Here is a 26,369-nt window from a genome sequence, read left to right as displayed (position 1 = left end):
TATTCGCGCTAGGTTGTACCCATGTCCCGCCCCACCGGCCGCGTGCTGACCCTCCTGGAACTGCTCCAGTCGGGCGGCACCCGGACCGTGGCCGAACTCGCCGACCGGCTCGGCGTCGAAGGGCGTACCGTGCGGCGGTACGTGGACCAGCTGATCGACCTGGACGTGCCCGTCGAATCGGTGCGCGGTCGCTACGGCGGGTACCGGCTCGCCCCCGGGTACCGCCTGCCGCCGCTCATGCTCAGCGACGACGAGGCGCTGGCCGTGCTGCTCGGCCTGGTCGCCGGCCGCCGGGCGGGCCTGACGACGGCGGAGCGCGCGGCGAACGAGACGGCGTCGGCGAAGATCCGGCGGGTGTTGCCCAAGCCCGTCGCCCGGCGGCTCGACACCCTCCTGGAAGCCCTCGCCTTCACGGACCGGCCCGCCGAGTCCGACCCCCCGGACGCCGGGGTCCTGCTCACCGTCGCCGACGCGGTACGCCACCGTCGGCCGGTCTCGATCCGCTACACCGACCGCGACGGACGACGCAGCGAACGCACCCTGCACCCGTACGGGATCGTCGCCCACGCGGGCCGGTGGTACGTCACGGGCAGGGACGCCGGGATCGGCGAGGACCGGGGTTTCCGGCTCGACCGCATCGCGGACGCGCGGACCCTGCCCGGCTCCTTCGAGGCGCCCGAGGGTCCCGCACCGGCGGAGCGCCTGCTGTCGGGGTTCGCCACGGCCGAGTACCGGTACGAGGTGACCCTGCGGATCCACGGGACGGTGCAGCAGATCCGCGCCCACCTGCCCGCCGGGATCGCGAGCCTGGCGGAGCACGCGCCCGCGGCGGGCCGGGACCGGGCGGGGGTGGCCGAACGCTGGTGGCGGGTCGAGCTGCGGGCGGAGCGGCTCGACTGGCTGCCACCCGTGCTCGCCGCGCTCGACCGGCCGTTCGTCATCGAGCGCCCCGACGAACTGCGCGACCTCGTCACCGCACTCGCCGCCCGCCTCGCGTCCCGCGCCCGCGGGGCCTGACGGCGGGGGGAGTCCGCCTCGTCCCGGGGACCCCTCAGTCGATGCAGAACTCGTTGCCCTCGATGTCCAGCATCGGGATGCACGCGTCGTTGCCGTCGTACAGCGTCCGCACGTGTACCGCGCCGAGCGGGACCAGTCGCGCGCATTCGGCCTCAAGCGCGGCGAGGCGTTCCGCACCCACGAGTCCGGTGCCGACCCGCACATCGAGGTGCACCCGGTTCTTGACGGCCTTTCCCTCGGGGACGCGCTGGAAGTAGAGGCGCGGGCCGACTCCGGAGGGATCCACGCAGGCGAACCATGCGTCCCGCTGCTCGGCCGGCTGCGCGTCCTTGAACTCGTCCCAGGTGGCGAACCCCGCCGGTGGCGGCGGTACGACGTACCCCAGCACCTCGCACCAGAAGCGCGCGAGACGCTCGGGTTCCGCGCAGTCGAAGGTGACCTGGAACTTCTTGATCGCTGACATCGGCGCACCATAGCAGGCGGGCTTTCAGGCGGGCTCCGGCCCCGAACGCCCCGCGACGTCACGGAGTTCGGCTCCCGGGGCCGGTGTCCTGGTCGTGGGCCAGGGCGTGGGTGACCGCGGCGGTGCTCTCGTACAGGACCCGGTACTGGGCGAACCGGCGGTCGTAGACGTCCGCGGTGGCGGGGTCGGGCCGGACCACCGACTCGGGCGGGTTCCAGGCCGTGATGTCCGGGCGGCCGGTCAGCCCGGCGGCGAGGAAGGCGGCGCCGTAACAGGCACCGATGGTGGTGCGGGGGACGATCTGTTCGAGACCGGTGACATCGCTGACGATCCGGGGCCACAGCCCGCCCCGGGTGCCGCCGCCCACCGCGACGATCCGCCGGATGTCGGCGCCGGCCGCCAGCATCGTCTCGACGTTGTGCCGGACCCCGTAGGCGGTGGCCTCCAGTGCCGCCCGCATCAGGTCGCCCCGGGTGTGACGCAGCGTCAGGCCCGCGACCACGCCCCGGGCGTCGGGGTCCATGAGGGGGGTGCGCTCGCCCGCGAAGTACGGCAGCATCACCAGGCCGTTCGCTCCCGGGGACGAGGCGGCCGCCTCCGCGAACAGCACCGAGGGGCCGACGTCGCCGAAGAGGTGCCCCAGCCAGTCGGTGACGGCGCCCGAGGTGGCCATGCCGCCGGCCAGGCAGCGGGTGCCGGGCAGGGCACCGACCGTGGACCACATCGACGGGCTGGTCACCAGCCTGTCGACCGTGTTCACCAGGAACATCGTGGTGCCGTACATCAGCATCAGGTCGCCGACGCCGTGCCCGCCCACGCTGACGGCCTCGCTCCACGCGTCGATCGTCCCCACGACGACCGGCGTCCCCGCCGGGATGCCCGCGACGGGCGTGGCCACCCGGCCCGCCTCCTCGCCCGGCCAGCGCAGCGGCGGGAGTTCGATGCCGGGCGCGATGCGCTCGGCCCACTCGGGGATCCAGTGCTGCCCGTGGATGTCGAACATCGGGGTGCACTGGCTCGCGGAGTGCAGGTCCAGCACGTAGGCGCCGGTCAGCCGGTGCGCCAGCCACGACGCGGGCATGAGGAGGCGGCGGGCGCGTGCCCACGCCTCGGGCTCCCGCTCCCGGATCCAGGCGAGTTTCGGCCCGACGGCCTGGGAGGACAGCGCCGAACCGCACCTGCGGAAGATCGTGTCCGGCCCCAACTCCCGGTTCAGCCGGCTGATCTGCTCCTCCGCGCGGGTGTCCACGCCGTACAGCACCGCCGGACGCACCGGCTCTCCCGCGTCGTCGACCAGCAGGGTGCACGGGCCCATGCCGCTGACCCCGACGGCCCGGACGGCGACGTCGTCGCGGTCCAGCAGTTCGGCCGCGAGCGAGACGAACTCGTCCCACCACACCTGTGCGTCCATCTCGACGTGCCCCGGCCGGGGACGGTCGACCACGTGACCGCGTACGGCCTCGCCCAGGATGCGGCCGGCGGTGTCCACGACCACGCCCTTGGTGCTGGAAGTGCCCACGTCCACTCCGAGGACGACGTCGATCATGCGCTGCCTCCCTTGGCGCCGGATGCGCCACCGTAGTCTGCCGCCCGGTCCGGCGAACGGCCGCGGTTCAGGCGGACGACCGCCTGAGATGTCGTCAGATGCGTACCGCGGACCGGCCTGCGGCAGTCGTTGACATGCCCCTGCCTTGTGGCTAGCTTCACGAGGAGTTCCCGCTCTGCTCCTGGGGCGCCGACAGCCCAGGGGTCCATCGAAGCGTTCGCGTCCCAGGCACCTCGTCTCCCTGGTTGGACAACGTTGTCATCCGCGGAGACAACGTTGTCCAATCCTCAACTCCCGAGTACGAGGAGCAAACCCCGTGATCACACGACTGTCGAGACCTCCCGGAACCATGGCGATCGGTCTCCTCGCGGCTGCGGCGCTCGCCGCGGCCGGGCTGTGCACGCCGGCGTGGGCGGTCGGGAAGGCCGCGCTCGTCACCGCGCCCGCGACCCTGGTCAATCCGTTCATCGGTACGTCGAACCAGGCCGACGACTTCCCGGGCGCCGACGTCCCGTTCGGCATGGTGCAGTGGAGCCCGGACACCCCGTCGCGTCCCGACGGCGGCGGCTACGAGTACAACGACTCGTCGATCACCGGTTTCAGCCTGACCCACATCGCGGGCCCCGGCTGCGGCGCGGCCGGTGACATACCGGTGCTGCCCACGGTGGGAGCCGTGAACACCGGTGCCACGGACGCGTTCTCGCACGCCAACGAGTCGGCGTCCGCGGGGTCGTACAAGGTCGCGCTCAACAACCAGGTGACCACCGAGCTGACCACCACGACCCGCAGCGGCATGGCCCGCTTCACCTTCCCCTCGACCAGCCAGGCCAACCTGGTCTTCAAGTTGACGGGCAGTCAGAACGGCGCCAGCTCCACCCAGTTCACCAAGGTGTCGAACACGGAGGTCAGCGGGCAGGTCACCAGCGGACACTTCTGCGGCGCGGGGAACACGTACACCGTGTACTTCGACATGGTCTTCGACCAGCCGTTCGCCTCGCAGGGCAGCTCGCTCGCCAAGGCCTCGGCCGCCACGTCCCCGGCACCGGCCAAGGCGTCGCAGAACGCCGCCGAGAAGCCCAACCGGCCGGTGCTGCACGGCAAGAGCCCCAGCGCCTCCGCCGCCCCCGCTGCCGCCGCCTCGAACGGCTACGTCACCTTCGACACCACGAGCAACCCGGTCGTGCAGGCCAAGGTCGGCATCTCCTACGTGTCGGTCGCGAACGCCGTCGCCAACCGGACCGCGGAGAACACCGGCTGGGACTTCGACGCGACCCGCACCGCCGCGCAGAACGCCTGGAACAGCACGCTCGGGAAGGTGCAGATCGCCGGCGGAACGGCCGCGCAGCAGCAGACCTTCTACACCGCGCTCTACCACTCGCTGCTGCACCCGAACGTGATCAGCGACAGCAACGGCCAGTACTACGGCTTCGACGGCAAGACGCACACCGTGGACGCCGGTCACGGCGCGGTGTACGCGAACTACTCCGGCTGGGACATCTACCGCTCGCAGGCCCAGCTCGAAGCCCTGGTGGCACCCCAGGTCGCCTCGGACACCGCGCAGTCGATGGTCGACGACTACGCGCAGACCGGGATCTTCCCCAAGTGGTCGGAGAACAACGGCGAGTCCTATGTCATGGTCGGTGACCCGGCGGACGCCATCCTCGCCGACTACTACGCCTTCGGCGCCCGGAACTTCGACACCACGACCGCCCTCGCGGACATGGTGAAGCAGGCGAGCACCACCAACAACGACCGGCCCGGACTCGGTTACCTGAACTCGCCGGGATACATGCCGCACGACGGCAGCTACGGCTGCTGCAACTTCTACGGCCCGGTGGCCACCACCCTGGAGTACGACACGGCCGACTTCGCGATCTCCGCGCTGGCCGGAGCGCTCGGCGACACGGCCAACCAGAAGACGTACGCCAACCGCGCACAGGACTGGCGCAACGTGCTCAACCCCGCCTCCGGCTTCGTGGAGCCCCGTAACGCGAGCGGCGCGTGGACCGGCGGCTTCGATCCCACCAGCGGCACCGACATGGTCGAGGCCGACTCGTGGATCTACACCGGGATGATCCCCTTCGACATCGGCGGCCTGGCCCGCGCCAAGGGCGGCAACACGGCGATGAACCACTACCTGGACACCGTGCTGCGCAGCTACACCGGGGCGAACGGCTACGCCTGGGTCGGCAACGAGCCGAGCATCGAACTGCCGTGGGAGTACGACTACACCGGGCAGCCCTACACGACGCAGGGCACGGTGCGGGCCATCCAGGACCAGATCTGGTCGAACACCCCGGGCGGCCTCGCCGACGGCAACGACGACCTCGGCGCGATGAGCGCCTGGTACGTGTGGTCGGCGCTCGGCATGTTCCCCGAGACCCCCGGAACCGCCGACCTCGCCCTCGGCTCACCGCTGTTCACCCAGGCCGTGGTCACCCTTCCCTCGGGCAGGACGCTGACGGTCAACGGCAACGGCGCCGCCGACAACGCCCCCTACGTCCAGTCCGCGGCGTGGAACGGCACGGCGTGGAACAACGCCTACGCTCCCACCACGGCGATCACGGCAGGCGGCACGCTGGACTTCACGCTGGGCACCGCCGCCAACACGTCCTGGGCGACGGCGGCCTCCGCGGCTCCGCCCTCGTACGCGGGGGACACCACGGCACCGGCCTCGCCGCGGATCGGCCCGGTCACCTCGGCGGTGGCCTCGAACCTGTGCGTGGACGACGCCTCCTCCGGCACCTCGGACGGCACCCACGTCCAGATCTGGGGCTGCGACAGCACCTACGCCCAGGACTGGACCGTCGCGGGCGACGGCACGATCCGGGCGCTCGGCAAGTGCCTGGACGCCGACCACAGCGGGACCACCAACGGCACCCTGATCCAGCTGTGGACCTGCAACGGCACCGGCGCCCAGCAGTGGACCGCCGGCGGCAGCGGGTCGCTGGTCAACCCCGAGTCGAAGCTGTGCCTCGACGACCCCAACTCCTCGACGGCGAACGGCACCCAGCTCCAGCTGTACACCTGCAACGGCACGGCGGCCCAGAACTGGACACTGCCGAGCTGAGCCGGCGACGCGGGAGCCGGCCGGACGGTCGCACGCCCGGCCGGCTCCCGTGAAAGGCCGAAAACAGGCCACTTTGAACCGTCGGTTCACCTGATGGCGACTCAGGGTTCATCACCGACCTCCAAGTTCATGGGCATGACCTCAAGACCTCGCTTGCGCAAGCGCACCCGGATCGGCATAGCGATCGTCGTCACCGCCGCGGTGGCGGGCACCGGCACCGTCGTGGCCCAGGCCCACGGCTGGCTGTCGGCCCCGACGCACGACTTCGAAGCGACCGCCGACTCCTATTCCGGCCACCACAAGGTGACCGGCGACGTTCTGCGCAACGACTCCGGCGCGACCGCCGTCGTGCGGCACACCGACCCGGCCCACGGCACGGCGACGGTCAACGCGGACGGCACGTTCACGTACACGCCGAACTCCGGCTTCACGGGCACGGACACCTTCACGTACACGGCGACCGACGCCGTACAGCTGTTCCAGGACACCCAGCGGAACGGCGACCCGCTGCCCGCGCTCGCGACGGTCGCAGGCCCGGGCGGCACCACCACCCGGATCTCCGGCGAGGGCTACGGCTCCTCGCTCGCCCCGGTGCCGGGGAAGTCGGGCCGCTTCTACGGCCTCACCGACCGCGGCCCCAACGCCGACGCGCCCGACGGCAACAAGTCCGAGATGCTCACCGACTTCACGCCGCAGATCGGCGAGTTCAAACTCGACAAGGGCAGGGCCGAACTGGTCAAGAAGATCACCCTGAAGGGACCGAAGAGCCTCGGCGGCGTGCCGTACAGCGGCCGTCCCCCGCACGACACGAGCGAGGTCATCGACGACGTCAACGCCACGAACGCCAACGGCGGCACTCCGGTGCCCGTCGCCCGGGACCCCTACGGCTACGACTCCGAGGGCCTGGTGGCGCTGCCCGACGGCACGTTCTGGGTCTCGGACGAGTACGGCCCGTACCTCACGCACTTCGACGCGAACGGCTACGAACTGGGCCGGCTGACGCCGTACAAGGACAGCCAGGACAACCAGTTCCACAAGATCCTCGGCTACCTGCCGGCCGAGCTGGCCAACCGCCTGAAGAACAAGGGCATGGAGGGCCTGACGGTCACGCCGGACGGCTCGACCCTGGTGGGCGTCATGCAGGCCGCGCTGCAGCAGCCCGACCTCGGCAGCACCAAGGCGTCCAACCTCGCGCCTACCCGCATCGTCACCGTCGACCTGCGGACGTTCAAGACCAAGCAGTACCTGTACCTGCTGGACGACCCGAACACCACGGGCGACGCCAACAGCGAGATCACGGCGCTGTCCGCCACGAAGTTCGTCATCGACGAACGGGACGGCAACTTCGAGCCGTTCGCCCGGAAGTCGCTCTACGAGGTCGACATCAACGGCGCGACCGACGTCAGCGGGCTGACGATCGGCGGCAAGTCGCCCGAGGCGTTCGTCGGCAAGGTCGGCACCAACGCCGCACTCACCGCGCTCACCGGCGCCGGCGTCCAGGTCGCGCAGAAGCAGCCGTACCTCGACCTCGGGACGCTGGTGAGCCAGCTCGACCCCACCGGGAAGTTCTTCGCGCACGACAAGGTCGAGGGCGTCGCCACCACCGACGCCGGCAAGACGCTGTACCTGTCCAACGACGACGACTTCGGCATCGACACCATCGCCGTCGACCCCGACGGGAAGTGGACCGTCCACCAGAAGGTGCTGCCGGCCACGGGCCAGACCGACAACGGCGAGATCCTGAAGGTCGACACCACCAAGCTGCCGGCCGTGCTCAAGACCGTCACGGTGACGATCCGCGTCGACTGACGCGGCCACCGCCCCCTGTCGGGCCCGGCCACCCGGTGGCCGGGCCCGACACGGTACCGGCCTGCCCGTTCGGCTACGCTCGCCCCGGTGACGCGATGTGATCATGACATGGGGGTCCGATGGGCACGCTGAACGGCAGGACGGCTCTGGTCACCGGCGCCGGGCGGGGGATCGGCCGGGCCATCGCCCGCCGTCTCGCGGCGGACGGCGCACTCGTCGCCGTGCACTACGGCAGTGACGAGGCCTCGGCCCGTGCGACCGTCGCACTGATCACGGATGCCGGCGGGCGCGCCTTTCCCCTGCACGGTCCGCTCGACGCATACGACGGCATCGGGACGGTGTACGAGCGGCTCGACGCCGGCCTGCGCGCACTCGGCGAGCCGACCGCGCTGGACATCCTGGTCAACAACGCCGGCTTCAACATCGGGGGCGGTGTCCGCGAGGTGACCCCGCAGGGCTTCGACCGGCTGATGGCCGTCCACGCCAGGGCGCCGCTGTTCCTCGTGCAGGAAGGGCTCCCGCTGCTGCGCGAGGGCGGTCGCATCATCAACATCAGCTCGGCCGCCACCCGTGTCGCCCTTCCGACCTCCCTCGCCTACACCATGGCCAAGGCGGCCCTGGAGGCCCTGACCCACACGCTCGCCAAGGAGCTGGGGGACAGGCAGATCACGGTGAACTGCGTGGCACCGGGCTTCGTCAGGACCGACCTGAACCGCAAGCGCTGGGAAACCCCCGAGGCCGAGGCCCGGCATGCCGCGATGTCCGTCTTCGGCAGGATGGGGGAACCGGCCGACGTCGCGGACATCGTGGCCTTCCTCGCCTCGTCGGACTCCCGCTGGGTGACGGGCCAGTGCATCGACGCGTCCGGCGGCACGGCCCTGTGACACCCGCCGCATCGGCCGCGAAGCCCTACGCATCCTGTTCGTGAGCCGCGGCAGCACCTTCCGGCGCACCAAGACGTGGAAGAAGTCACCCGACCCGGAACGTGACGCCGAGCTCGACCGCATCGCGCACGTCCTGGAGCGCTTCCCGGACCGGGTCTTCGCCTTCGACGAGTTCGGGCCCGAGCTGTGCTTCACCCCGACCTACGCCTCCTGGGTCGACCCGATCGAGGCGCACTTCGGCCCGCTGCGGCAGTTCACCCTGGCCAACTCCCACCACGGCAGCCACCCCGCGCGGACCAGGGCCCTGGAGCACCTCGGCGACGGTGGCCCGGTACGTCCGCAGCGCCTTCAGCCCGGCGGTGTAGCGGTCGCGGTGCCCGGCGATGTCCACGGCCTGGTGCCGCGCCCGCACGGCGTGCCAGAGCTCGGCCGTGTGGTGGCGGCGCTTGCAGGTGACGTCCGCCGCGGCGGTGGCCCGCTCCCGCGCGGTGTGCCGGGTGTTGCCGTCACTGCCCCGCCGCCAGGCGGCGTCCGTGTACGCCGCCACGGGGTCGGGATAGCGCGTGAATCCCTGTTCCGCCACACAGCGGGACCACACCTCCCACGCCGCACGGAGGCGCGGGTCGCGCTTGACGGCCTTGTCGACCTCGATCGCCCTGGTACTTGCGTAGCCCCAGTCCCGCCTGACGTCGATGCCGCGCATCAGCCGCCGGTTCGCCTCCGCGTCGCAGGCGGGGATGTCCGCGTACTCGGCGTTCGTCATCCGCCGTCCCTTCGCCCGCTGCGCCCGGGACTGGGCCGGGTCCCAGCCGTAGCCCCAGCGGCGGGCGGCGGCGAGATCCAGGACGCCGTAGTCGGTGCCGACCAGAGTGGCGACGACGGGATCGCCGGGGTAGCGGGGGTCGAGCGGGAAGTCCGGGTGCCCGTGCTCCGCCATGCACTGCCGGACCAGCAACGCCGACGCCCGCTGAGACCGCTGGTAGTCCTCCGGCGTCCATGCGTAGCGGTCGGCCGGGAGGGGGCCGAGATCCGCCGCCGTACGGATCACCTCCGGCCGTCCCGAACCGGAGAGACAGAGCGCCGCCAGCACCGTCACGACACCCAGTCGCCACCCCCGCATTGTCATGTGCAGGAATGCTAGCGAACGGCGTGCGGCTACCCGTCAGCCGGACGTGGGCGCGAGCCGGAACACCGGCCAGCCGATCTCGGTACGCCAGGCCGCCGGATCCGGGTCGTCGCGCGGGCCGACGAGGTACGTCTCGTGCACCGGGCCGTCGACGGCGAGGGCGTGGTCGACCACCCACGCGCCGAGCCGGCCGTAGGTGACGTCGATGTCGTCGTGCGGTCCGGGATGGACGACCACGGCAAGTTCGCCGGCCGGGAGATCCGTCGGCCGCACCCGGCCCCGGGCCGGCGGGTCCGCCACGGGGCGGTAGACCATCGCCGTTCCCCGGCCGCGGGTGAACAGCTCGTTGGCGTAGTACCCACCCGGCGGCCCCGATGCCGGCAGACCGGCGACCGCGGCGTCGAGTTCGGCCATCGCCGCGTCGTACCAGGAGACCAGCTCCTCGTGGCCGACGACGTCCTCGACCCCGGCGACCGTCCTGGCCGCCACCGGGCGGAGCTCGACCCGCAGGCCGCCGTCGCCGGGCCGCAGCAGACTTCGCAGCGAGACCACGGCGGCCCGGGTGCGGTCCAGCTCCGCCTCCAGCCGCCGCAGGTGCTCACCGACCAGGTCCGCGCGCTCCGCGGCGTCCTCGGTGGCGAGGATCTTGGCCACGTCGGCCAGCGGCACGTCCAGTTCACGCAGCCGATGGATGACCTGCGCGGTGGGGATCTGGTCGCCGGCGTAGTAGCGGTAGCCGCTGACCGGGTCCACCGAGGCGGGCTCCAGCAGCCCGGACTCGTGGTAGCGGCGCAGCGTCCGCACGCTCAGGTGCGTCAACTGGGCGAACTCGCCGATCGTCAATCCCCAGGACATGGTCCCAGTGTGCCTCCGCCGCGCTGGACGTGCTTGACCCTCTCCCCGGGAGAGCCCCCATCGTCGTCGACATGAGCCGGGCGCCGGGGCCTCCTCCTCCCGGCCGACTCACGCCCGGCACCTCACGCCCGGCACCTCACGCACGGCACCTCATGTAAGGCGTCCCCATGACCGACAGCACCGTTCGTATCGAGATCGACGACCTGCCCGCGGCCGTCCGGCAGTTCGTGACCGCGCTCGACACCCGGGACACCACCGTGGTGGCCGGGCTCCTGACCCCGCAGGCGAGCGTGACCGACGAGGGGCACACCCATACCGGCATCGCCGCGATCACCGACTGGATCGCCCACGCCGCTTCCGAGTTCACCTACACCACCACGCCGCTCGCCGCCGAGCGCACCGGCACCCGTCGGTTCACCCTCACCCAGCATCTGGAGGGCGACTTCCCCGGCGGCAGCGTCGACCTCGACTACCGCTTCACCCTCGAAGGTCCGCTGATCAGCGGCCTGGTCATCGCCCCTTGAGGAGCAACATGAAGACCTGGTTCATCACCGGCGGTACCGGTGGTTTCGGCAGGGCCTATGCCGACGTCGCGTTGCGGCAGGGCGACAACGTCGTGCTGACCGCCCGCCGGCCCGGGCAGCTGAAGGAGTGGGCCGACCTGCACGGCGCGCAGGCGCGGGAGCGGATCCTGCTCCTTGAGCTGGACACCACCGACCCCCGGCAGGTCCGGGAGACGGTCCGGGCGGCGGAGGCGCGCTTCGACGGGATCGACGTCCTGGTCAACAACGCGGGACGCGGCTGGTACGGGTCGGTGGAGGGCTCCCCGGAGGCGGACGTCCGCCGCTCCTTCGAGCTCAACTTCTTCTCCGTCGTCGACCTCGTCCGCGCGGTGCTTCCCGGGATGCGGCAGCGGCGCAGCGGATGGATCGTCAACATGTCCTCGGTCGCCGGGATCGCGAGCGTGCCCGGTTTCGGCTTCTACAGTGCCGCCAAGTTCGCGGTGGAGGGCATGACGGACGCGCTGCGCACCGAGGCGGAGCCGTTCGGTGTCCGGGTCCTGGCCGTGGAGCCGGGCGCCTTCCGCACCCGGGCCTACGCCGGCTTCGCCGAGGAGCCGGTGACCGAGACCGTGGCGGCCTACCGGGCGTTCGTGGAGACGGTCCGGGTGGCCATGATCAGCCAGGACGGCCGCCAGCCCGGCGATCCCCACCGCGGCGTCGAGGCCGTGGTCGACGCGATGCGGCAGGACCCTCCGCCCCGCCGCATCGTCCTGGGCAACGGCGGCTACGACACCGTCCACGACCGCCTGCGCGACGCCCTGGCCGAACTACGCGCCCAGGAAACCGCCTCCCGGGCCGCGGACTTCCCCGGTGCGCCTCCACGCTGACCGCTCCATGCTGGCCGCTCCATGCTGGCCGCTCCATGTATCGATGGCTGTCACCCGCGGCGACTCGCGTGAGATCATCCGTCCATGAGCGGCGACGTGGAAGTGAGTGCTCTGGCGATCAACGTCACGATCCCGGAGGCGCTCCGCTGGACGGACACCCGACGCGGTGAATCGTTCACGCTGACCACACTCAACGTCCGTCTCCTCCCGGACGGTCACCTCGCCGCGAAGGCCTACGGCCGTCCGGTCGGGGGTGGTCGAGGCGCCTACGTCTCGTTCCCGGTCCCCGACAGACCCGAACTGGCGGCCCTGATCGCCCAAGCCGCAGGCCGTGCCGGGGGGTTGTGGGCCGCCCATCGCGGTCTCGGCTGAACCCGGCTCGCCCCGACGGCGGACGGCGCCCGGCGACACGCCCCGGCCCGGCCCGGGCCGTCTCACGGCCGGTGCGCGCCGGTGGCCGTGCCGGCCGCCGTGGCCTGGATCGCCTGGATGTGCAGGTCGACCTGGGCGGCGAAGAGCGCGTCCGGGTCGCTGTCGATGGCGAGGGCCGGCATCCGGGAGGCGCGGGGCTCGGCGCGGGCCACGTTGGCGTAGAGGGCGGCCAGCGCGGCGTCGTCCTTGCGGCGGGTGTCCTCGTCGAGGGACTCGCGCATGGCGTCGACCGTGTGCAGGCCCATCATGGTGTCCGTGAACAACTCGTAGTGGAAGAGCGCCTGTTCCTGTGTCAGCCCGGCGTCCAGGAGGAGCCGGAGGATGGCCAGGGCGATGCCCTGGTCGCCGGGGCCGCCCGTGTTGCGGTAGCCCAGCCACGCGAGGGTCACCGCGTGCCGGCGGCCCACCTCCCGGCCCAGCTGCGCGATCCGGTGCAGATCGGCGGCCCAGTCCCCGCTCGGGGTGAAGCGCTCGGTCATCTCCACGAAGATCTGGTCGGCCAGGGCGAGCATCAGCTCGTCCTTGTCGCGGAAGTGCCGGTAGAGCGCCGTGGCGACGACACCGAGGCGGGCACCCAGGGAACGGAAGGACACCTTGGCCGGGCCCTCGGCGGTGCTGATCTCCACGGCCGCCTCGATGATCTGCTCCCGTGTGAGCGTGCTGCCCCGGCGTCGTCCTCCGCTGGTTCCTGCCGCTCCCATGGACTTCCCTTCCGCTGTCTGCCGAGCCTGCGGTGATCCTAGGGAACAGCCGCGTGATCAGTCCAGACATCACCATAGACGTCACCCTAGACAACAGTGTTCACATTGCTGTTCAATCGGGGCCACGTCGACGCCACGTACCCCTCTCGGCGCCACCTTCCGCACGCATCGCGATCCCGGAGCACTCTCCGCACGCGCCGCGATCCGCACCCCGCTTCCCTCCTCCGGAGCCGTGAGATGCCCCTGCCCGTGCACCGTGCCGAACCCGCCCCCGTCCCCGCCGCCGCGACCCAGGTGATGGTCCCGATGCGGGACGGGGTGCGGCTGGCCACCGACCTCTATCTGCCGTCCGGCCACGACCGTCTGCCGTCCGGCGGCGACGGACGGCTTCCGGCGGCGCTGGTCCGGCTGCCCTACGACAAGAACAGCCGCTACGTCTTCATGGACCGCATCGCCGCCCACCTGACCGCGCGCGGCTACGCGGTCGTGGTCCAGGACGTGCGGGGCAAGTTCCGCTCGGAGGGCGAGACCGTGCCCTTCGTCCACGAGGCCGACGACGGCTACGACGCGATCGACTGGATCGTGCGCCAGGAGTGGTCCGACGGCCGGGTCGGGATGTTCGGCGACTCCTACTACGGCACCACCCAGTGGGCGGCGGCCTCCGCCGGTCACCCGGCGCTGAAGGCGATCGCCCCGCGGGTCACCGGCGCGGACGGCATCCGCCCCGAATACTGGGAACGCGACGGCGTCACCCAGCTCTTCGGAGCGCTCTACTACGCCGCGTACTGGACCGACCGGTGGGTGTACGAGTTCGAGCCCGATCTGACCCGCCGTCCCCTGATCGAGGCGCTGACGGAGATCACCGAGGGCATCGGAGCCCGGCCGGCCATGTGGGACTCCTTCGTCCCCGAGGTGAAGGCGGTGCCCGCGTTCCCGCACGGCCACCCCTTCGACGGACCCCCGCTGCCGGTGCTGCACCAGGCCGGCTGGTTCGACAACTGCCTCCAGCCCAGCATCAACGACTGGGCCGAGCTCTCCTCCCGCCCCGACTGGGCGCCCCTCCAGTACCTGCACGCGGACTCCATCGACCACGAGAACTACCACCTCGACGACGTCCCGGTACCGCCCGAACTCGACCACGCGCACGTGGACTCGGCAGTGGACCGGCTGCTGCCGCGCCACCTCGGCCCCCTCGTGGAGTTCTTCGACGTGTTCGTGAAGGGCGAGGGAACGCCGGAGCGCCTGCCCCGGGTGCGCTGGCACCACGGCCACCTCGGCGACCGCACCGCGGACAGCTGGCCGCCCGCCGGGGCCCGCACCCTGCGCCTGCACCTGGACGGGAGCGGCCTGCGCCCGGCCGCGCCGGCCGAGGAAGCGGCCGTCAGCTGGGTGCACGATCCCTCGGACCTGGTACCCAGCCTGCTCCCGGACTCGTTCTCCGCACTCCGGTACCACGTCGACGAATCCCCTCTGCACGACCGCGCGGACGTGCTGACCTTCACCGCCGACCCGGTGACCGAACCCCTGGACCTGGCAGGACCGGTCCGCGCCACGCTGGCCGTCGGCACCGACGGACCGAGCGCGCACGTCTACCTCAAGCTCCTCGACGTATCGCCCGACGGGGCCGCGCACGTGCTCGTACGGGGCCAGCGCCTGATACCGGGCGGCTCGCCCGCGCCGGTCACCTTCGACCTCACCCACACCGGCTACCGGCTGCGCCCCGGACACGCGCTGCGGCTGCACGTCGCCTCCAGCGACTTCCCCACGTACGTGCCGCACCCCGGCACGGCGGAGAACCCGTGGCTCGCCGCCGACGGCAGGACGACCACGCAGACCCTGCGCACCGGCGGGGAACACGCCTCCCGTCTCTCCCTGACCGTCGTCGACGCGGCGAGTCTGTCGTGACCGCGCTGCGACGGCTGCTCCTCGCGGTGCTCGCGTTCGCGTGGGCCGGCTCGCTGGCCGGCTGCACCGGCCTGCCCCGCGCCGAGCTCGGCAGCGCGACCCTGCGCAGCACGTCCGACAAGGCAACCGGGCGGCTCGACTCGCTGGTGTGGGACCTGCCCGCCGGCGAGCCGACCACCCTCGACTACCAGCAGGCGGGGGACTCCTCGCCGTACCTCGTGGTCAGCAACCTCTGTGACAGCCTGCTGCGCCTCAACCCGGACTTCAGCACGTCGCCGGCGCTGGCCCGCTCGTGGGACCAGCCCGACGCCCGGACCCTCGTGCTGCACCTGCGCGACGACGTACGGTTCTGGGACGGCACCGCCCTCACCTCCGCCGACGTGGTCTACAGCCTGAAGCGGCAGCTCGACCCGAACGCCGTCGCCTCCTCCTTCTTCGTCAACGTGAAGTCGATCGAGGCGACCGGCACCCACACCGTCACCGTCCGCTTCACCCGCCCCGACGAACTCTTCCTCAAGGAACTCGCCACCACCGCGGGCACCGTCGTCCAGGCCCGCTACGCCCGGCGGGCCGGCAGGAAGTTCGGCACGGCGGCGGGCGGCGTGATGTGCTCCGGCCCCTTCGAACTGGCCGCCTGGACATCGGGCGCCAGTATCGAGCTCAAGGCCAACCCCCGTTACTGGGACGCCCGTTACCGCGCCCACGCCCGCAAGGTCACCCTGCTCTTCGTCACCGACACCACCGCGCTCACCCAGGCCCTGGCCAGCGGCGCCGTCGACGGCGCCTACGACGTCCCCAACGCCGCGCTGCCCACCCTCAAGGGAAGCGTGGCCGGACAGCTCTACTACGGCCCCAGCCTCAAGTCCGTACAGGTGGCCCCGCTCCAGGAGAAGGGGATCTCCGCGGAACCGGACATCCGCCGCGCGCTGTCCCTGGCCGTCGACCGCACCCAGCTGGCCGACACCGTCTACCGGGGCGCCGCCACCCCCAGCACCACCGTGCTCCCGGCCACCGGCTGGGACCCCGAGACCAGGTCGGTCTACCGGAAGGCCGCCGCCGCCCTGCCCCTCGCCCACCCCACACCCACCGCCGCCGACCTGCGCACCGCCCGCGCACTGGTCGCGAAGCACCCCGCCCTCCGCTCCGGCACCCTCGCCGTGGCGGCCGGAAACCAGGACCAGATCAACGCGGCGGCCGTGATCCAGCAGGCGGCCCGCTCCATCGGCATCACACTGACCATCCGCCAGCTCCCGGCCCTGCAGTTCTCCAGCATGTTCTACGACCCCACCTACCGCCGCGGGCTGGACTTCGTCCTGGCGGAGGCGTTCCTGGACATCCCCGACCCGCTGGACTGGATCCCCAACCTGGTGCTGCCGGACGCCATGTTCAACTGGGCCGGCTTCGACGACCCGGCCGCCACCGCGGCGCTCACCACGGCGCAGCAGACCCTCGATCCGCGCCGGCGCGCCGCGCTGATCACCGACGCCCAGCGGCGCTGGGAGGCCAGGACCCTCGCCGTACCGCTGCTCTCCCCGTACGAGGTGACGTACATGAACAAGCGCATCACCGGCGCCACCACCTCCTTCGCCCAGACCTTCGCCCCGTCCCTCGCGCTGATCGGCAGCAGGTGAGTGTGATGAAACCCTTCGCCCGTACGGCGGCCACCGCACTGCTGCGGCTGCTCGGGGTCGCCGGCAGTGTCCTGGTCGCCGCGTTCGCCCTGTTCGCCGCGCTGGCCGCGGCGCCCGGCGACCCCGCCACCCGCCTCGCCGGCACGCACGCCTCCGCGCGCACCCTGGCAGCCATCCGCCACCGCCTCGGTCTCGACCAGCCTCTCCCGGTCCGCTTCTGGGACTGGCTGACCGGCCTCTTCCACGGCGACCTCGGCACCTCGCTGACGTACCGGCAGTCCGTCTCCTCGCTCGTCGGCCCGCGCGTCGGCGACACCCTGCTCCTCGTCGGGTACGCCGCCGTCCTGATCCTCGCCTTCGGCCTGGGGCTCGGCATCTGGGCCGCGCTGTCCCGCCGGACCGGCACGGTCATCACCGCGCTCACCGGCGTCGGTCTCGCGGTGCCCTCGTTCGTCGCCGCGTCCGCGCTGGTCGCGCTGCTCGCGGTGAAGGTCCACTGGTTCCCGGCCCTGGGCGGCGGCGGGCCCTCCCTCGGCGACCGGCTCCAGCACCTGACGCTGCCCGCCCTCACCCTGGCGCTGTCCTCCGCCGCCTATCTCGCCCAGATGACCAAGGCGGCCGTACGGGAGGAAGCCGACCGCGAGCATGTGGAGACCGCGCGCAGCCGTGCCCTGCCCGGCCGCCGGATCCTGCGCCGGCACATCCTGCGCAACGCCATGATCCCCATCAGCACGGCCGCCGGCCTGACCGTCGGCGGACTCATCGCCGCGGACGTCGTCGTCGAGCAGGCCTTCGGGCTCAACGGGCTCGGCGCCACCCTGGTCGCCGCCGTGGCCCAGAAGGACACACCCGTCGTCCAGGCCGTCGGCCTCCTCATGGTCGTGGTCTTCATCGTCGTCAACGCCGCCACCGACGCCCTGCAGGCGGCCCTCGACCCGAGAATCCGGGCGGTGAGCTCCCGATGAGCAACGTGTCCGCCGTACGGCTCGGCACCCGCGGACTGTCCCTGCGCCTGCCCCTGCGCGGTGCCTCCCCCTCCGCCAAGGTGCTGACCGCCCTGGCCGTGCTCCTCGTGGCGCTGGCCCTGCTCGCCCCCGTCCTCGCCACCCACCGGCCCGACGCCGTCGACATGGCCCAAGCGAGCCGGAACCCGTCCGCGGGGCACTGGCTCGGCACCGACGCCCTCGGCCGCGACCTCTACTCCCGCCTGCTCTACGGCGCCCGGATCAGCCTGCTCGGCCCGGCCCTCGTGATCGTCGGCGCCACCGTGGGCGGTGTCGCCCTCGCCCTGCTGTGCGCATGGCGGGGCGGCCGGCTCGACCGGATCGTCAGTCGGATCAACGACATCCTCTTCGCGTTCCCCGGGCTGCTCCTCGCGGTCCTCGCGGTCGCCGTGCTCGGCCCCGGCCTGACCGCGCCCGTGGTGGCCCTGGCCATCGCCTACCTGCCGTACATGGCACGCATCGTGCGCGGGGTGGCGGTGCGCGAGCGCCGCCTGCCGTACATCGCCGCCCTGGAGGCCGCCGGGATGTCGGCCTGGCGCGTCAGCCTGCGCCATCTGCTGCCCAACCTCGCGCCGTTCGTCGTCGCCCAGGCCACCGCCGCCTTCGGCTCCGCGCTCATCGACCTGGCCGGCGTGTCCTTCCTCGGCCTCGGAGTCCAACCGCCCACCTCCGACTGGGGGTTGATGGTCTCCGAGGGCCAGTCCTCGCTGCTCGCCGGAGCGCCCGGGCAGAGCCTGATGGCCGGCGGCCTGATCGTCCTCACCGTCGTCGTCTTCAACCTCCTCGGGGACACGATGATCGCCCGCAGCCGCCAGGAGACCCTGCGATGACCGCCCCCGCGCCCCTGCTGCGGGTCGAGCACCTCGGCATCGACCTGCACCGCCGCCAGGAACCCCGCACCCTCGTCCGCGACGCCTCCTTCGACCTCGCCCCCGGCGAGGCCCTCGGCCTGGTCGGCGAGTCCGGCTCCGGCAAGTCGCTCACCTCGCGGTCGGTCGTCCGGCTGCTCCCGCGGGACGCCCGCCCCCGCGGCACGGTCGCCTTCGACGGCCAGGACGTGCACGCCCTGCACGGCGACCGCCTCACCCGCTACCTCGCCCACGACGCGGCGATGATCTTCCAGAACCCGCGGGCCCACATCAACCCGGTCCGCACCCTCGGCGACTTCCTCACCGAACCCCTGCTCTGCCACCACGGCCTCGGCCGGGCCGAAGCCGAGGAGCGGCTGGTGCCCCTGCTCGCCGAGATCGGCATCCCGGACGGCAGGCGCCGGCTCGCCCAGTACCCGCACCAGCTCTCCGGCGGCCTGCTCCAGCGCATGATGATCGCCTCCGCGCTGGTCACCGCACCGCGCCTGCTGCTCGCGGACGAGCCCACCACCGCCCTCGACGTCACCACCCAGCAGGACGTCATGGCGATCCTCGACGAGCAACGCCACGAACGGCACCTCGCCCTGCTCTTCGTCACCCACGACCTGGAACTGGCCGGCGCCGTCTGCGACCGCATCGCCGTCATGTACGCGGGCACGATCGTCGAGCAACGCCCCGCCGCCGCCCTGCACTCCGGCCGCCGCCACCCCTACACGGCCGGGCTGCTCGCCGCCCGCCCCGGCGTGGGCGAGCCCGGCACCCGGCTGCCCGTCATCCCCGGCCGACCCGCAGCGGCCCACGAGTCCTTCGAGGGCTGCCCCTTCGCCCCGCGCTGCGCCTTCGCCGAGGACCGGTGCCGCGCCGAACGCCCACCGCTGCGCCCCGACGGCGACGGCGCCGTCGCCTGCCACCGCGCCGACGAACTCGCCGGCGACCTCGACCGGACCAGGGAGGAAGCATGACCGCTCTGCTGGAGGTCACCGGCCTGACCAAACGCTACGCCGTACGACGCGACCACGTGACGGCCTGCGAGGACGTCACCTTCCGGGTGCGCCGGGGCGAAGCCCTCGCCCTGGTCGGGGAGTCGGGCGCCGGAAAGTCCACGGTGGTCCGCCTCATCGCGGGCCTGGAGCAGCCCACCACCGGCCGGGTCCTGCTGCGCGGCAACCCGGTCGACGCCCGCCCCAGGGGACGCACCGAGCGCCTCGCCCGAGCGGCGACCGTCCAGATCGTGCACCAGGACCCGTATTCGTGCCTCGACCCCCGCCAGACCATCGGCGCCGGACTGGCCGAGCTGCTGCAGTTGCACGCCCGCCGCCTGGGCCGGCACCCGGACCGGGCCGCGCGCGTCGCCGAACTGCTCGACACGGTCGGCCTCCCGGGGCTCGCCGACGCCCGTCCCGCCCGCCTCTCCGGCGGTCAGCGCCAGCGCGCCGCAATCGCCCGCGCGCTGGCTGTGGAACCCGACATCCTCCTCCTGGACGAAGCGGTCGCCGCCCTCGACGTCTCCGTCCAGGCCCAGATCCTCAACCTCCTCGCCGACCTGCGTGAACAGAAGGGCACCACCCTGGTGTTCGTGACCCACGACCTTGCCGTCGTCCGCCAGCTCTGCCAGGAGACCGTGGTCATGCGCGGCGGCCGGGTCGTCGAGGAGGGCCCCGTCGCCCGGATCCTCACGACACCACGCCACCCGTACACCCGAGCCCTCCTCGACTCCGTCCCCCGCCCGGGCTGGCGCCCCCGCCGATCCCACCGGCCGACCGCCGACACCTGAGCCGTCGTTTCCCGGCTTCCGGCACGACCTGGGTGAAGCGGTCACGACCGCTGATCAGTGGGGGTTCACGGGTGTTCAGAGGCTGGTGAGCAGGTGCAGGCGCTCGGCGCTGGGGGAGCCCTGGTCGGCGTGGCAGACGACGAGGAGCTGCTGGGCCTCCGGCCTGAGGAACTTCTCGTAGTGCAGTTCCAGCTGCCCGACCAAGGGATGGTCGAACCGCGTGCGGCCGGTGGCGCGGCGCCGCACCTCCCGTCTGGCCCACAGCGTGCGGAAGCGTTCGCCGGCGACCGTCAGCTCGCCGATGGTCTCCAGGAGTTCGGGATCGGCGTCGTCGATGCCGAGGGTCGCGCGAAGCCCGGAGACGGCTTTGGCGGACCAGTGACGAGTACGTGTGCCATGACGCCAGGATCACCAGGCACGACCGCCCGGTTCCGGACACCGCTGTTCCTGGTATCCGCAGGGACAGGCATGACGGCCGTGTCGGGACGGGACGACACGCCCGGCCGTCGGGCAGGGGAGGCGCCGAACGGGCAATATGGTGCAGTGCCGCATATTTAATCTCTTCATAGGAGGGATGTCATGGCGGGCAAGCCCAGCATCGTCTTCGCCCACGGACTCTGGGCGGACGGGTCGTGCTTCAACAAGCTCATCCCCACGCTCCAGGCCGAAGGGCACGAGGTCTTCGCCTCCCAGCACGGTCTCGACTCGCTCGAAAGCGACGTCGCGTGCGTCACCTTCACGCTCAACCACGTCCCCGGCCCGATCGTGCTGGTCGGCCACTCCTACGGCGGGACCCTGATCACCAAAGCGGGCACCCACGACCGCGTAGGTGCCCTGGTGTACATCGCCGCGCTCGCCCCGGACGAGGACGAGACGTCGCAGCAACAGCTGGACAAGTTCCCCCGCACGCCCATCTTCGAGCACGTGGACGTCGTTGACGGCCGTGTGTGGCTCAAGGCCTCGGGCATCCCGGACTTCTGCGGCGACCTGCCCGAAGCGGAGCAGAAGCTCGTCCTGGCGACGGGCGCCGTACCGGTGGCGGACCTCTTCGACCAGCAGGTTCCCGGCACCGCCTGGCGGACCAGGCCGAGCTGGTTCATCGTCGCCGACAACGACCGGACCGTGCCCCCCGACCTGGAGCGGTCCGCCGCCGAGCGCATGGGCGCCCAGGTCCGTGCCGTGGACAGCAGCCACGTACCCATGCTCTCGCGTCCCGACTTCGTCCTCGACGTGATCCGTGAGGCCGCGGAGTCCCTCGACGCCTAGAGGCCGTCGCCCCTCGGCAGGTGCCGCGTCGGGTCAGGCTCCGGGAGCTCGCTGACGCCGGGGACCGTCAGCCGCGATCGGGAGACTGCGCAGGGTCAGCGCACTCGGCGGGGGCAGCGGCTCGTCGGCCGCACCGGCGCGGAACGACTGGAGCAGGTAGGCCACCAGGCGCCGGGAGGCCGCACCGTCACCCGGCAGGGCGGTCACCAGACCGCAGTGCGCCAACAGGACCACGGCGAGGTCGGAGGGGTGGAAATCGGCCCGCAGGGCGCCCGAAGCCTGAGCCCTGCGCACCAGGGTCGTGAAGTCCCGCTCGGCTCGTTGCCGGGACTGCGCCTGTTCCGGCGTGCTTCCAGGGAAGGCCGCGACGAACGCGGCCGGGAACCCGCGTTCCTCCCGTTGCAGGGCGCAGACCGTCTCGACCAGCTGCTGGAATCCCTGCCACGGGTCAGCGGCGGCCAGCGCCCCGGCGAGTGCCCGTTCGCAGGTCGCCATCTGCTGCGCGTACGCGTCCCGCACCAGGACGTCCCGGGTCGGGAAGTGCCGGTACAGCGTCGCCACGCCGACCCCGGCCCGACGGGCCACGGTCGCCATCGGCGCGTCGATCCCGCGCTCCGCGAAGACCGCGCGGGCGGCAGCGAGGACACGCTCCCGGTTGCGCCGGGCATCGGCCCGCCGCCCGTCCTGGGCCGGGACCCGAGGGGACTCGACCCGGGGAGTTTCGCCCCGAGGGGATTCGATCCGAGAGGATTCCACTGTCACTGTCTCTCGCTTCGGGGCCATACGGACGACTGCGTCCGTTTAGGACCCTACCGTCGGTGCCGGTTCCTTGGACGACCCCCGGAGGGAAAGGCCGAACGATGGACGACCGCATGATGAAGGCGGTGCTCTACGACCGCTACGGCGGCCCCGAGGTGCTGTACCTGGGCCGCGTGCCACGCCCCGTTCCGGCCGCCGGCGAGGTGCTGGTGAAGGTGCACGCGTTCAGCGTCAACGGCGGCGAACTGGCGGCCCGTTCCGGCCGCCTCCGCCACCTGACCGGCAGGAAGTTCCCCCAGCGCGTCGGCTTGGACTTCACCGGAGAGGTCGTCGCACCGGGGTCCGGAGTCACGGGGCTTGCGGACGGCGACCGGGTATGGGGGGTGCTGGGCCGCACCTCCGGGTTCGGCAGCGCCGCCCAGTACGTGACCGTGCCCGCCGAGCGGATCGGCCGGGTCCCTGACGGACTGGACCTGGTGGCCGCAGCCGCGCTGCCGATGGCCACCACGGCCATCACCGCCCTGCGGGACAAGGCCGCACTGCGCCCGGGCGAACGACTTGTCGTCCGGGGCGCGGCAGGCGGGGTCGGCAACGCCGCCGTCCAGCTGGGACGGGCGTACGGCGCCGAGGTCACGGGCCTGGCCCGCGCGGCCAGCCTCGACTTCGTCCGCGGGCTCGGCGCGCACAGGGCCGTCGACCACCGGAGCGTCCGGCCGGCGGAACTGGGCCGCTTCGACGTGGTACTGGACACCGCGGGGACAGAGCTGCGGGCCGTCCGGCGCCTGCTGAATCCCGGCGGGCGCATGGTCACCGTCACCTTCGACCTGGAACGGCCCGCCGCGTCGCTCGGCTACGTCGCGGCCAGCGCGGTCCACGGACACGGCAGGGTGCGCCTGTTCAGCGGCAACCCCACGCGGGCGGACTTCGACGACCTCGCCCGGCACGTGGTCGAGGGCAAGCTGACCCCCGCGGTGGACACGGTCTTCCCCCTGGAGGAGACGGCGACCGCCCACCGGGCGCTGGAGGCGGGCGGCGTTCAGGGCAAGTACGTGGTCAGGGTCGGGTAGGAACCCGGGGGCCGGAGTGCCGGTGGTGGCCACGGTGCCTGCTCGCCGCACTGTGGCCGACCGGACGTCACGACGGGATGTCACGACGGGATGTCCACCAGTACTTTGCCGACGGCTCCGCGCTCCACCGCCAGGTGTGCGTCGGCGGTGCGGTCGAGCGGGAAGCGGATCAGCGGCAGGCCGTGTTCCTCGCCGACCGGCAGGGCGCCGTCGCGGACCGCGGCGGCGACGTCCTCGACGGCGGCGGCACGTGCCTGGGGCCCGGCCGTGTAGAGCACCAGGAACTGGAAGCGTGTGTTGAGGACCATGTTGCGCAGCACGTCCAGTTCGACCGGCCGGCCGCCGTCGTTGGCGTAGGTCGCGATCGTGCCGCGGGTTCGCAGCACGGCCAGGTCGAGCGCGAGGTTCGCGCCGAGGGCCACCTCGGCGATGATGTCGACGCCGTCCGGGGCGATCTCGCGGATCGCGGCGGCGGGGTCGCCCTCGCGGTAGTTGATCACATGGTGGGCCCCTGCGGCGGTGGCCAGCCGGGACTTCTGCGGGCCGCTGACCGTGCTGATCACGGTGGCGCCGGCCCACCGGGCGAGCTGGATCACCGCGTGCCCGACCGCCCCGGCTCCGCCCGCGGCGAGCACCACCGTGCCGTCGAGTGCTCCGGGCGCGAGGCGGCGCGGCCCGTCCTCCGCGACGGTGAGCGCGCGGTGCGCGGTGAGCGCGGGCACGCCGAGCGAGGCGCCGACGTCGAAGCCGGCCTCGTCCGGCAGCGGCACGGCCTGTTCGGCGGGTACGAGGGCGAACTCGGCCGCGGTACCGGTGGGCCGGCCCGCAGCGGCCATGAACAGCCAGACCCGCTGGCCGACCCGGCTCGGGTCGACCCCTTCGCCGACGGCGTCGACGGTGCCCGCGCCGTCGAGATGCGGGGTGACCTCGGAGAAGAGCTTGGGGTGGGCGGCGCCCGAACGGGCCTGCCAGTCGGTCGGGTTGACCCCGGACACGGCGACCCGGACGCGTACCTCGCCGGGCCCGGGCGCGGGCAGGTCGCGGTCGACGAGCCGGAGAACGTCGGCGGCGCCGTTGTCACGGTAGATGATGGCCTTCATGATCCGTCCTGGGGGTCTGGCGGCGTGATCTTCAGGCACGGCCCGGCAGCGCGTCGGAGTCTCCCGGCGTGCGGTGCGGTCGCGCCTCGTTCGTGTGGGTCCGGGTCAGCCGAGGGGGACATCGCCGGAGCGCGACTCGACGGCGTCCAGGGCGGCGAGGGCCGCGGCGGCCGGAGCGATCTCACCGCGGCGTGCACCGACGGCTCCGTAACCGGTGCGTAAGACGGTACGACCGGCGGACGTGGCGGTGGAAGTGATCATGATGTCTCCTCGGTCGGTGACCGCAAGGCGTGGTAAAGGAGTTCGGCCTGGTAGAGCGCCATCACCCGGTGAGCGATCGGTGCCGCGCTCTCCCGGGCCTCGTCCGGCCCGTGGTGCTCGACCTTGACCAGCCATGCCGAGACGCAGTCGCGGACCATCGCACGCATCCGGTCGGTCATGTCGAAGACGATGTCGCGGACGGCCGGGTTGGTGGTCGCCTCGCCCCAGGTCTGCACGCCGACCCGCGCCTCGGCCGGGTCGATCGCGGCGATCAGACGGGTGAGCAGTTCGTCGGGGTCGGGTGGGGTGTCGCTTGCGGCCAGCGCGCCGAGAACATCGGCGCGCTCGGCCAGCACGTCACGGGCGGCGGCCTGGACCAGGTCGGCCTTGTTGCGGTAGTGGGCGTAGATCGAGCCCGCCGAAAGGCCCGACTCGGCGATGATGTCGGCGATCGAGGTCCGGTCCAGCCCGTTGCGGCCGAAGCAGCGAACGGCGGCCTCGGCGATCTGGGCACGCCGGAGTTCCTTGCGCGCGTCGGTGAGTCGCGGCACCACGCCTCCCGCAAAAAGAATGCCGGTTCTGCTTGCCAACTCAGGCTAACAGAGCAGCCGTTCTCCTTGGCCGGCCGGAAGCGGCCGGGGGTACCTCGGAAGTCCGCTGACCGCACCATAACCGCCCACGGCGCCCGGTGCCCGATGGTGGCGGGGTCTCAGTGCAACTGATCGGCCACAGCGCCCCAGACCTCACCGGCACCGGCGATGAACCCATCCCAGTACGGGTCCTGCGGCTTGATGGGCGGGACGTGGGTGACCTTCTCGTTCTTCTTGTCGGACATGAACGGGAACAGGCTGCGCAGCGGGTTGCCGCCGTTTCCGGGCTTGTAGGAGGCCATGTACCTCAGTTCGGCCGCCGTGGCGTAGTCACTGGCCCAGGTGATGCCGTCGGCGTGGCCTTCCGCGCGCTTCTCGCGATCGCTCTTGTGCTTCTCGTGGTCCTTGGAGTCGATCGTGCCCCGCAGGCGTTCGACCACGGCGGCGATGTTGCCCGTCACGCCTTCCTTCGCTCGCTCCCGCTCCACCGCCTCCAGCAGAGCGGACTGGCATATCGCCGAAATCGGCAGGCCGCGCGCGCGGACCTGTTCGGCGAGGCTGTCGGGAACCGAGATGTTCATGCGCACACCGGACTCCTTCGGCGTCGTGCAAGGCCAACACATCGACCATACGCACGAGTTGTGTAAGCCCGCAGCGGGGCGCCGTACGAGTAGGGCAGCGGAGACGCGGTGCGGGCTCCTTCGTTCGCGAGTGCCTCGCGCAGGGAGGACGGCCTCGTCGGTGGCGTCGTTCGGGCTGTTCCGTTCGACCGCCGATACCGCGGGCCCTGGTGGCCGGGATTCCCGACCGGGCCGGTGCCTCGGCAGCCGCCGTTCCGTGATGACCGTGG

The 26,369-nt window shown here is 72.1% G+C and carries 24 protein-coding genes and 2 pseudogenes; 16 read left to right on the top strand and 10 right to left on the bottom strand.

Annotated features, from left to right (window positions below; all coding sequences use genetic code 11):
* Positions 1-21 precede the first annotated feature (21 nt).
* Positions 22-1,017: a YafY family protein gene (locus AB0D74_RS22260; protein ID WP_362589500.1), complete on the top strand. Its 996-nt coding sequence runs from the start codon at positions 22-24 to the stop codon at positions 1,015-1,017.
* Positions 1,018-1,051: 34 nt separating this feature from the next.
* Here AB0D74_RS22260 and AB0D74_RS22255 read toward each other — a convergent pair whose 3' ends face one another.
* The gene (locus AB0D74_RS22255) at positions 1,052-1,480 is read right to left on the bottom strand and encodes a VOC family protein (RefSeq protein WP_362589497.1); all 429 of its coding nucleotides are present in this window, start codon (positions 1,478-1,480) and stop codon (positions 1,052-1,054) included.
* 58 nt (positions 1,481-1,538) lie between these two features.
* Complete coding sequence (locus AB0D74_RS22250; RefSeq protein WP_362589494.1) at positions 1,539-3,026, bottom strand: FGGY-family carbohydrate kinase; 1,488 nt, start codon at positions 3,024-3,026, stop codon at positions 1,539-1,541.
* Between the two features lie 349 nt (positions 3,027-3,375).
* On the opposite strand from AB0D74_RS22250, the gene AB0D74_RS22245 reads away from it, so the two are divergent.
* From AB0D74_RS22245 to AB0D74_RS22230, 4 genes and pseudogenes are all read left to right on the top strand, one after another.
* Entirely contained in the window at positions 3,376-6,096 is a 2,721-nt protein-coding gene (locus tag AB0D74_RS22245) for a lectin (protein WP_362589491.1), read from the top strand.
* Positions 6,097-6,231: 135 nt separating this feature from the next.
* Positions 6,232-7,905, top strand: coding sequence for an esterase-like activity of phytase family protein (locus AB0D74_RS22240; protein ID WP_362589488.1), 1,674 nt, complete (start codon positions 6,232-6,234; stop codon positions 7,903-7,905).
* Between the two features lie 119 nt (positions 7,906-8,024).
* The gene (locus tag AB0D74_RS22235; protein WP_362589485.1) at positions 8,025-8,789 is read left to right on the top strand and encodes an SDR family oxidoreductase; all 765 of its coding nucleotides are present in this window, start codon (positions 8,025-8,027) and stop codon (positions 8,787-8,789) included.
* 7 nt (positions 8,790-8,796) lie between these two features.
* Positions 8,797-9,096: pseudogene (locus AB0D74_RS22230) on the top strand (IS630 family transposase); the annotation flags it as partial.
* 855 nt (positions 9,097-9,951) lie between these two features.
* Here the strand turns inward: AB0D74_RS22230 and AB0D74_RS22225 are convergent.
* The gene (locus AB0D74_RS22225; RefSeq protein WP_362589482.1) at positions 9,952-10,770 is read right to left on the bottom strand and encodes a MerR family transcriptional regulator; all 819 of its coding nucleotides are present in this window, start codon (positions 10,768-10,770) and stop codon (positions 9,952-9,954) included.
* 167 nt (positions 10,771-10,937) lie between these two features.
* On the opposite strand from AB0D74_RS22225, the gene AB0D74_RS22220 reads away from it, so the two are divergent.
* The 3 genes from AB0D74_RS22220 (at position 10,938) to AB0D74_RS22210 (ending at position 12,532) form a co-directional block, all read left to right on the top strand.
* Positions 10,938-11,294: a nuclear transport factor 2 family protein gene (locus AB0D74_RS22220; RefSeq protein WP_362589479.1), complete on the top strand. Its 357-nt coding sequence runs from the start codon at positions 10,938-10,940 to the stop codon at positions 11,292-11,294.
* An 8-nt stretch (positions 11,295-11,302) separates the two neighbouring features.
* The gene (locus tag AB0D74_RS22215; protein WP_362589476.1) at positions 11,303-12,160 is read left to right on the top strand and encodes an SDR family NAD(P)-dependent oxidoreductase; all 858 of its coding nucleotides are present in this window, start codon (positions 11,303-11,305) and stop codon (positions 12,158-12,160) included.
* Positions 12,161-12,244: 84 nt separating this feature from the next.
* Positions 12,245-12,532, top strand: coding sequence for a hypothetical protein (locus AB0D74_RS22210; RefSeq protein ID WP_362589473.1), 288 nt, complete (start codon positions 12,245-12,247; stop codon positions 12,530-12,532).
* Positions 12,533-12,594: 62 nt separating this feature from the next.
* Here the strand turns inward: AB0D74_RS22210 and AB0D74_RS22205 are convergent, their stop codons facing one another.
* Positions 12,595-13,293, bottom strand: coding sequence for a helix-turn-helix domain-containing protein (locus AB0D74_RS22205; RefSeq protein ID WP_362589470.1), 699 nt, complete (start codon positions 13,291-13,293; stop codon positions 12,595-12,597).
* Between the two features lie 237 nt (positions 13,294-13,530).
* On the opposite strand from AB0D74_RS22205, the gene AB0D74_RS22200 reads away from it, so the two are divergent.
* From AB0D74_RS22200 to AB0D74_RS22175, 6 genes are read left to right on the top strand one after another with little or no spacing between them, the layout of a single operon-like run.
* A complete protein-coding gene (locus AB0D74_RS22200; protein ID WP_362589467.1) occupies positions 13,531-15,198 on the top strand; it encodes a CocE/NonD family hydrolase in 1,668 nt (555 codons plus the stop codon).
* A complete protein-coding gene (locus AB0D74_RS22195; protein ID WP_362589464.1) occupies positions 15,195-16,829 on the top strand; it encodes an ABC transporter substrate-binding protein in 1,635 nt (544 codons plus the stop codon). Before AB0D74_RS22200 ends, AB0D74_RS22195 begins: the two co-directional genes overlap by 4 nt.
* A gap of 5 nt (positions 16,830-16,834) precedes the next feature.
* A complete protein-coding gene (locus tag AB0D74_RS22190; RefSeq protein WP_362589461.1) occupies positions 16,835-17,794 on the top strand; it encodes an ABC transporter permease in 960 nt (319 codons plus the stop codon).
* On the top strand, positions 17,791-18,663 hold the full coding sequence (locus AB0D74_RS22185; protein ID WP_362589458.1) for an ABC transporter permease: 873 nt from the start codon (positions 17,791-17,793) through the stop codon (positions 18,661-18,663). The genes AB0D74_RS22190 and AB0D74_RS22185 overlap by 4 nt, the downstream gene beginning before the upstream one ends.
* Positions 18,660-19,664 carry an ABC transporter ATP-binding protein gene (locus AB0D74_RS22180; protein ID WP_362589455.1) on the top strand — a complete coding sequence of 335 codons (1,005 nt, stop codon included), beginning with the start codon at positions 18,660-18,662 and terminating at the stop codon, positions 19,662-19,664. The genes AB0D74_RS22185 and AB0D74_RS22180 overlap by 4 nt, the downstream gene beginning before the upstream one ends.
* Entirely contained in the window at positions 19,661-20,476 is an 816-nt protein-coding gene (locus AB0D74_RS22175) for an ABC transporter ATP-binding protein (RefSeq protein ID WP_362589452.1), read from the top strand. Before AB0D74_RS22180 ends, AB0D74_RS22175 begins: the two co-directional genes overlap by 4 nt.
* A 75-nt stretch (positions 20,477-20,551) precedes the next feature.
* On the opposite strand, the pseudogene AB0D74_RS22170 reads toward AB0D74_RS22175, so the two are convergent.
* Positions 20,552-20,848 (bottom strand): annotated as a pseudogene (locus tag AB0D74_RS22170) (transcriptional regulator); the annotation flags it as partial.
* Positions 20,849-21,055: 207 nt separating this feature from the next.
* Here AB0D74_RS22170 and AB0D74_RS22165 point away from each other — a divergent pair.
* Positions 21,056-21,742: an alpha/beta hydrolase gene (locus AB0D74_RS22165; protein ID WP_362589449.1), complete on the top strand. Its 687-nt coding sequence runs from the start codon at positions 21,056-21,058 to the stop codon at positions 21,740-21,742.
* A gap of 33 nt (positions 21,743-21,775) precedes the next feature.
* Here AB0D74_RS22165 and AB0D74_RS22160 read toward each other — a convergent pair whose 3' ends face one another.
* Positions 21,776-22,525, bottom strand: a complete 750-nt coding sequence (locus AB0D74_RS22160) for a TetR/AcrR family transcriptional regulator (protein WP_362589446.1) — start codon at positions 22,523-22,525, stop codon at positions 21,776-21,778.
* 77 nt (positions 22,526-22,602) lie between these two features.
* Between AB0D74_RS22160 and AB0D74_RS22155 the strand changes: the two genes are divergently transcribed.
* On the top strand, positions 22,603-23,568 hold the full coding sequence (locus AB0D74_RS22155; protein WP_362589443.1) for an NAD(P)-dependent alcohol dehydrogenase: 966 nt from the start codon (positions 22,603-22,605) through the stop codon (positions 23,566-23,568).
* Positions 23,569-23,648: 80 nt separating this feature from the next.
* Here AB0D74_RS22155 and AB0D74_RS22150 read toward each other — a convergent pair whose 3' ends face one another.
* From AB0D74_RS22150 to AB0D74_RS22135, 4 genes are all read right to left on the bottom strand, one after another.
* The gene (locus AB0D74_RS22150) at positions 23,649-24,668 is read right to left on the bottom strand and encodes an NADPH:quinone reductase (protein WP_362589440.1); all 1,020 of its coding nucleotides are present in this window, start codon (positions 24,666-24,668) and stop codon (positions 23,649-23,651) included.
* Between the two features lie 105 nt (positions 24,669-24,773).
* Positions 24,774-24,929 (bottom strand): hypothetical protein, encoded by a 156-nt coding sequence (locus AB0D74_RS22145; protein WP_362589438.1) that lies wholly within the window; start codon positions 24,927-24,929, stop codon positions 24,774-24,776.
* Positions 24,926-25,480 (bottom strand): TetR/AcrR family transcriptional regulator, encoded by a 555-nt coding sequence (locus tag AB0D74_RS22140; RefSeq protein WP_362589435.1) that lies wholly within the window; start codon positions 25,478-25,480, stop codon positions 24,926-24,928. Before AB0D74_RS22140 ends, AB0D74_RS22145 begins: the two co-directional genes overlap by 4 nt.
* A 158-nt stretch (positions 25,481-25,638) precedes the next feature.
* The gene (locus AB0D74_RS22135) at positions 25,639-26,100 is read right to left on the bottom strand and encodes a type II toxin-antitoxin system CcdA family antitoxin (protein WP_362589865.1); all 462 of its coding nucleotides are present in this window, start codon (positions 26,098-26,100) and stop codon (positions 25,639-25,641) included.
* Between the last annotated feature and the right edge of the window lie 269 nt (positions 26,101-26,369).

This window comes from Streptomyces sp. NPDC048278 (assembly GCF_040652195.1).
In the GTDB taxonomy this organism is placed as follows: Bacteria; Actinomycetota; Actinomycetes; order Streptomycetales; family Streptomycetaceae; genus Streptomyces.
This window is presented reverse-complemented; position numbering and strand designations above follow the sequence as displayed.

Coding starts and splice junctions, on each gene's coding strand:
- AB0D74_RS22260 (WP_362589500.1), top strand. CDS start 22: ATGTCCCGCCCCACCGGCCGCGTGCTGACCCTCCTGGAACTGCTCCAG.
- AB0D74_RS22255 (WP_362589497.1), bottom strand. CDS start 1,480: ATGTCAGCGATCAAGAAGTTCCAGGTCACCTTCGACTGCGCGGAACCC.
- AB0D74_RS22250 (WP_362589494.1), bottom strand. CDS start 3,026: ATGATCGACGTCGTCCTCGGAGTGGACGTGGGCACTTCCAGCACCAAG.
- AB0D74_RS22245 (WP_362589491.1), top strand. CDS start 3,376: ATGGCGATCGGTCTCCTCGCGGCTGCGGCGCTCGCCGCGGCCGGGCTG.
- AB0D74_RS22240 (WP_362589488.1), top strand. CDS start 6,232: ATGACCTCAAGACCTCGCTTGCGCAAGCGCACCCGGATCGGCATAGCG.
- AB0D74_RS22235 (WP_362589485.1), top strand. CDS start 8,025: ATGGGCACGCTGAACGGCAGGACGGCTCTGGTCACCGGCGCCGGGCGG.
- AB0D74_RS22225 (WP_362589482.1), bottom strand. CDS start 10,770: ATGTCCTGGGGATTGACGATCGGCGAGTTCGCCCAGTTGACGCACCTG.
- AB0D74_RS22220 (WP_362589479.1), top strand. CDS start 10,938: ATGACCGACAGCACCGTTCGTATCGAGATCGACGACCTGCCCGCGGCC.
- AB0D74_RS22215 (WP_362589476.1), top strand. CDS start 11,303: ATGAAGACCTGGTTCATCACCGGCGGTACCGGTGGTTTCGGCAGGGCC.
- AB0D74_RS22210 (WP_362589473.1), top strand. CDS start 12,245: ATGAGCGGCGACGTGGAAGTGAGTGCTCTGGCGATCAACGTCACGATC.
- AB0D74_RS22205 (WP_362589470.1), bottom strand. CDS start 13,293: ATGGGAGCGGCAGGAACCAGCGGAGGACGACGCCGGGGCAGCACGCTC.
- AB0D74_RS22200 (WP_362589467.1), top strand. CDS start 13,531: ATGCCCCTGCCCGTGCACCGTGCCGAACCCGCCCCCGTCCCCGCCGCC.
- AB0D74_RS22190 (WP_362589461.1), top strand. CDS start 16,835: ATGAAACCCTTCGCCCGTACGGCGGCCACCGCACTGCTGCGGCTGCTC.
- AB0D74_RS22185 (WP_362589458.1), top strand. CDS start 17,791: ATGAGCAACGTGTCCGCCGTACGGCTCGGCACCCGCGGACTGTCCCTG.
- AB0D74_RS22180 (WP_362589455.1), top strand. CDS start 18,660: ATGACCGCCCCCGCGCCCCTGCTGCGGGTCGAGCACCTCGGCATCGAC.
- AB0D74_RS22175 (WP_362589452.1), top strand. CDS start 19,661: ATGACCGCTCTGCTGGAGGTCACCGGCCTGACCAAACGCTACGCCGTA.
- AB0D74_RS22165 (WP_362589449.1), top strand. CDS start 21,056: ATGGCGGGCAAGCCCAGCATCGTCTTCGCCCACGGACTCTGGGCGGAC.
- AB0D74_RS22160 (WP_362589446.1), bottom strand. CDS start 22,525: ATGGCCCCGAAGCGAGAGACAGTGACAGTGGAATCCTCTCGGATCGAA.
- AB0D74_RS22155 (WP_362589443.1), top strand. CDS start 22,603: ATGGACGACCGCATGATGAAGGCGGTGCTCTACGACCGCTACGGCGGC.
- AB0D74_RS22150 (WP_362589440.1), bottom strand. CDS start 24,668: ATGAAGGCCATCATCTACCGTGACAACGGCGCCGCCGACGTTCTCCGG.
- AB0D74_RS22145 (WP_362589438.1), bottom strand. CDS start 24,929: ATGATCACTTCCACCGCCACGTCCGCCGGTCGTACCGTCTTACGCACC.
- AB0D74_RS22135 (WP_362589865.1), bottom strand. CDS start 26,100: ATGAACATCTCGGTTCCCGACAGCCTCGCCGAACAGGTCCGCGCGCGC.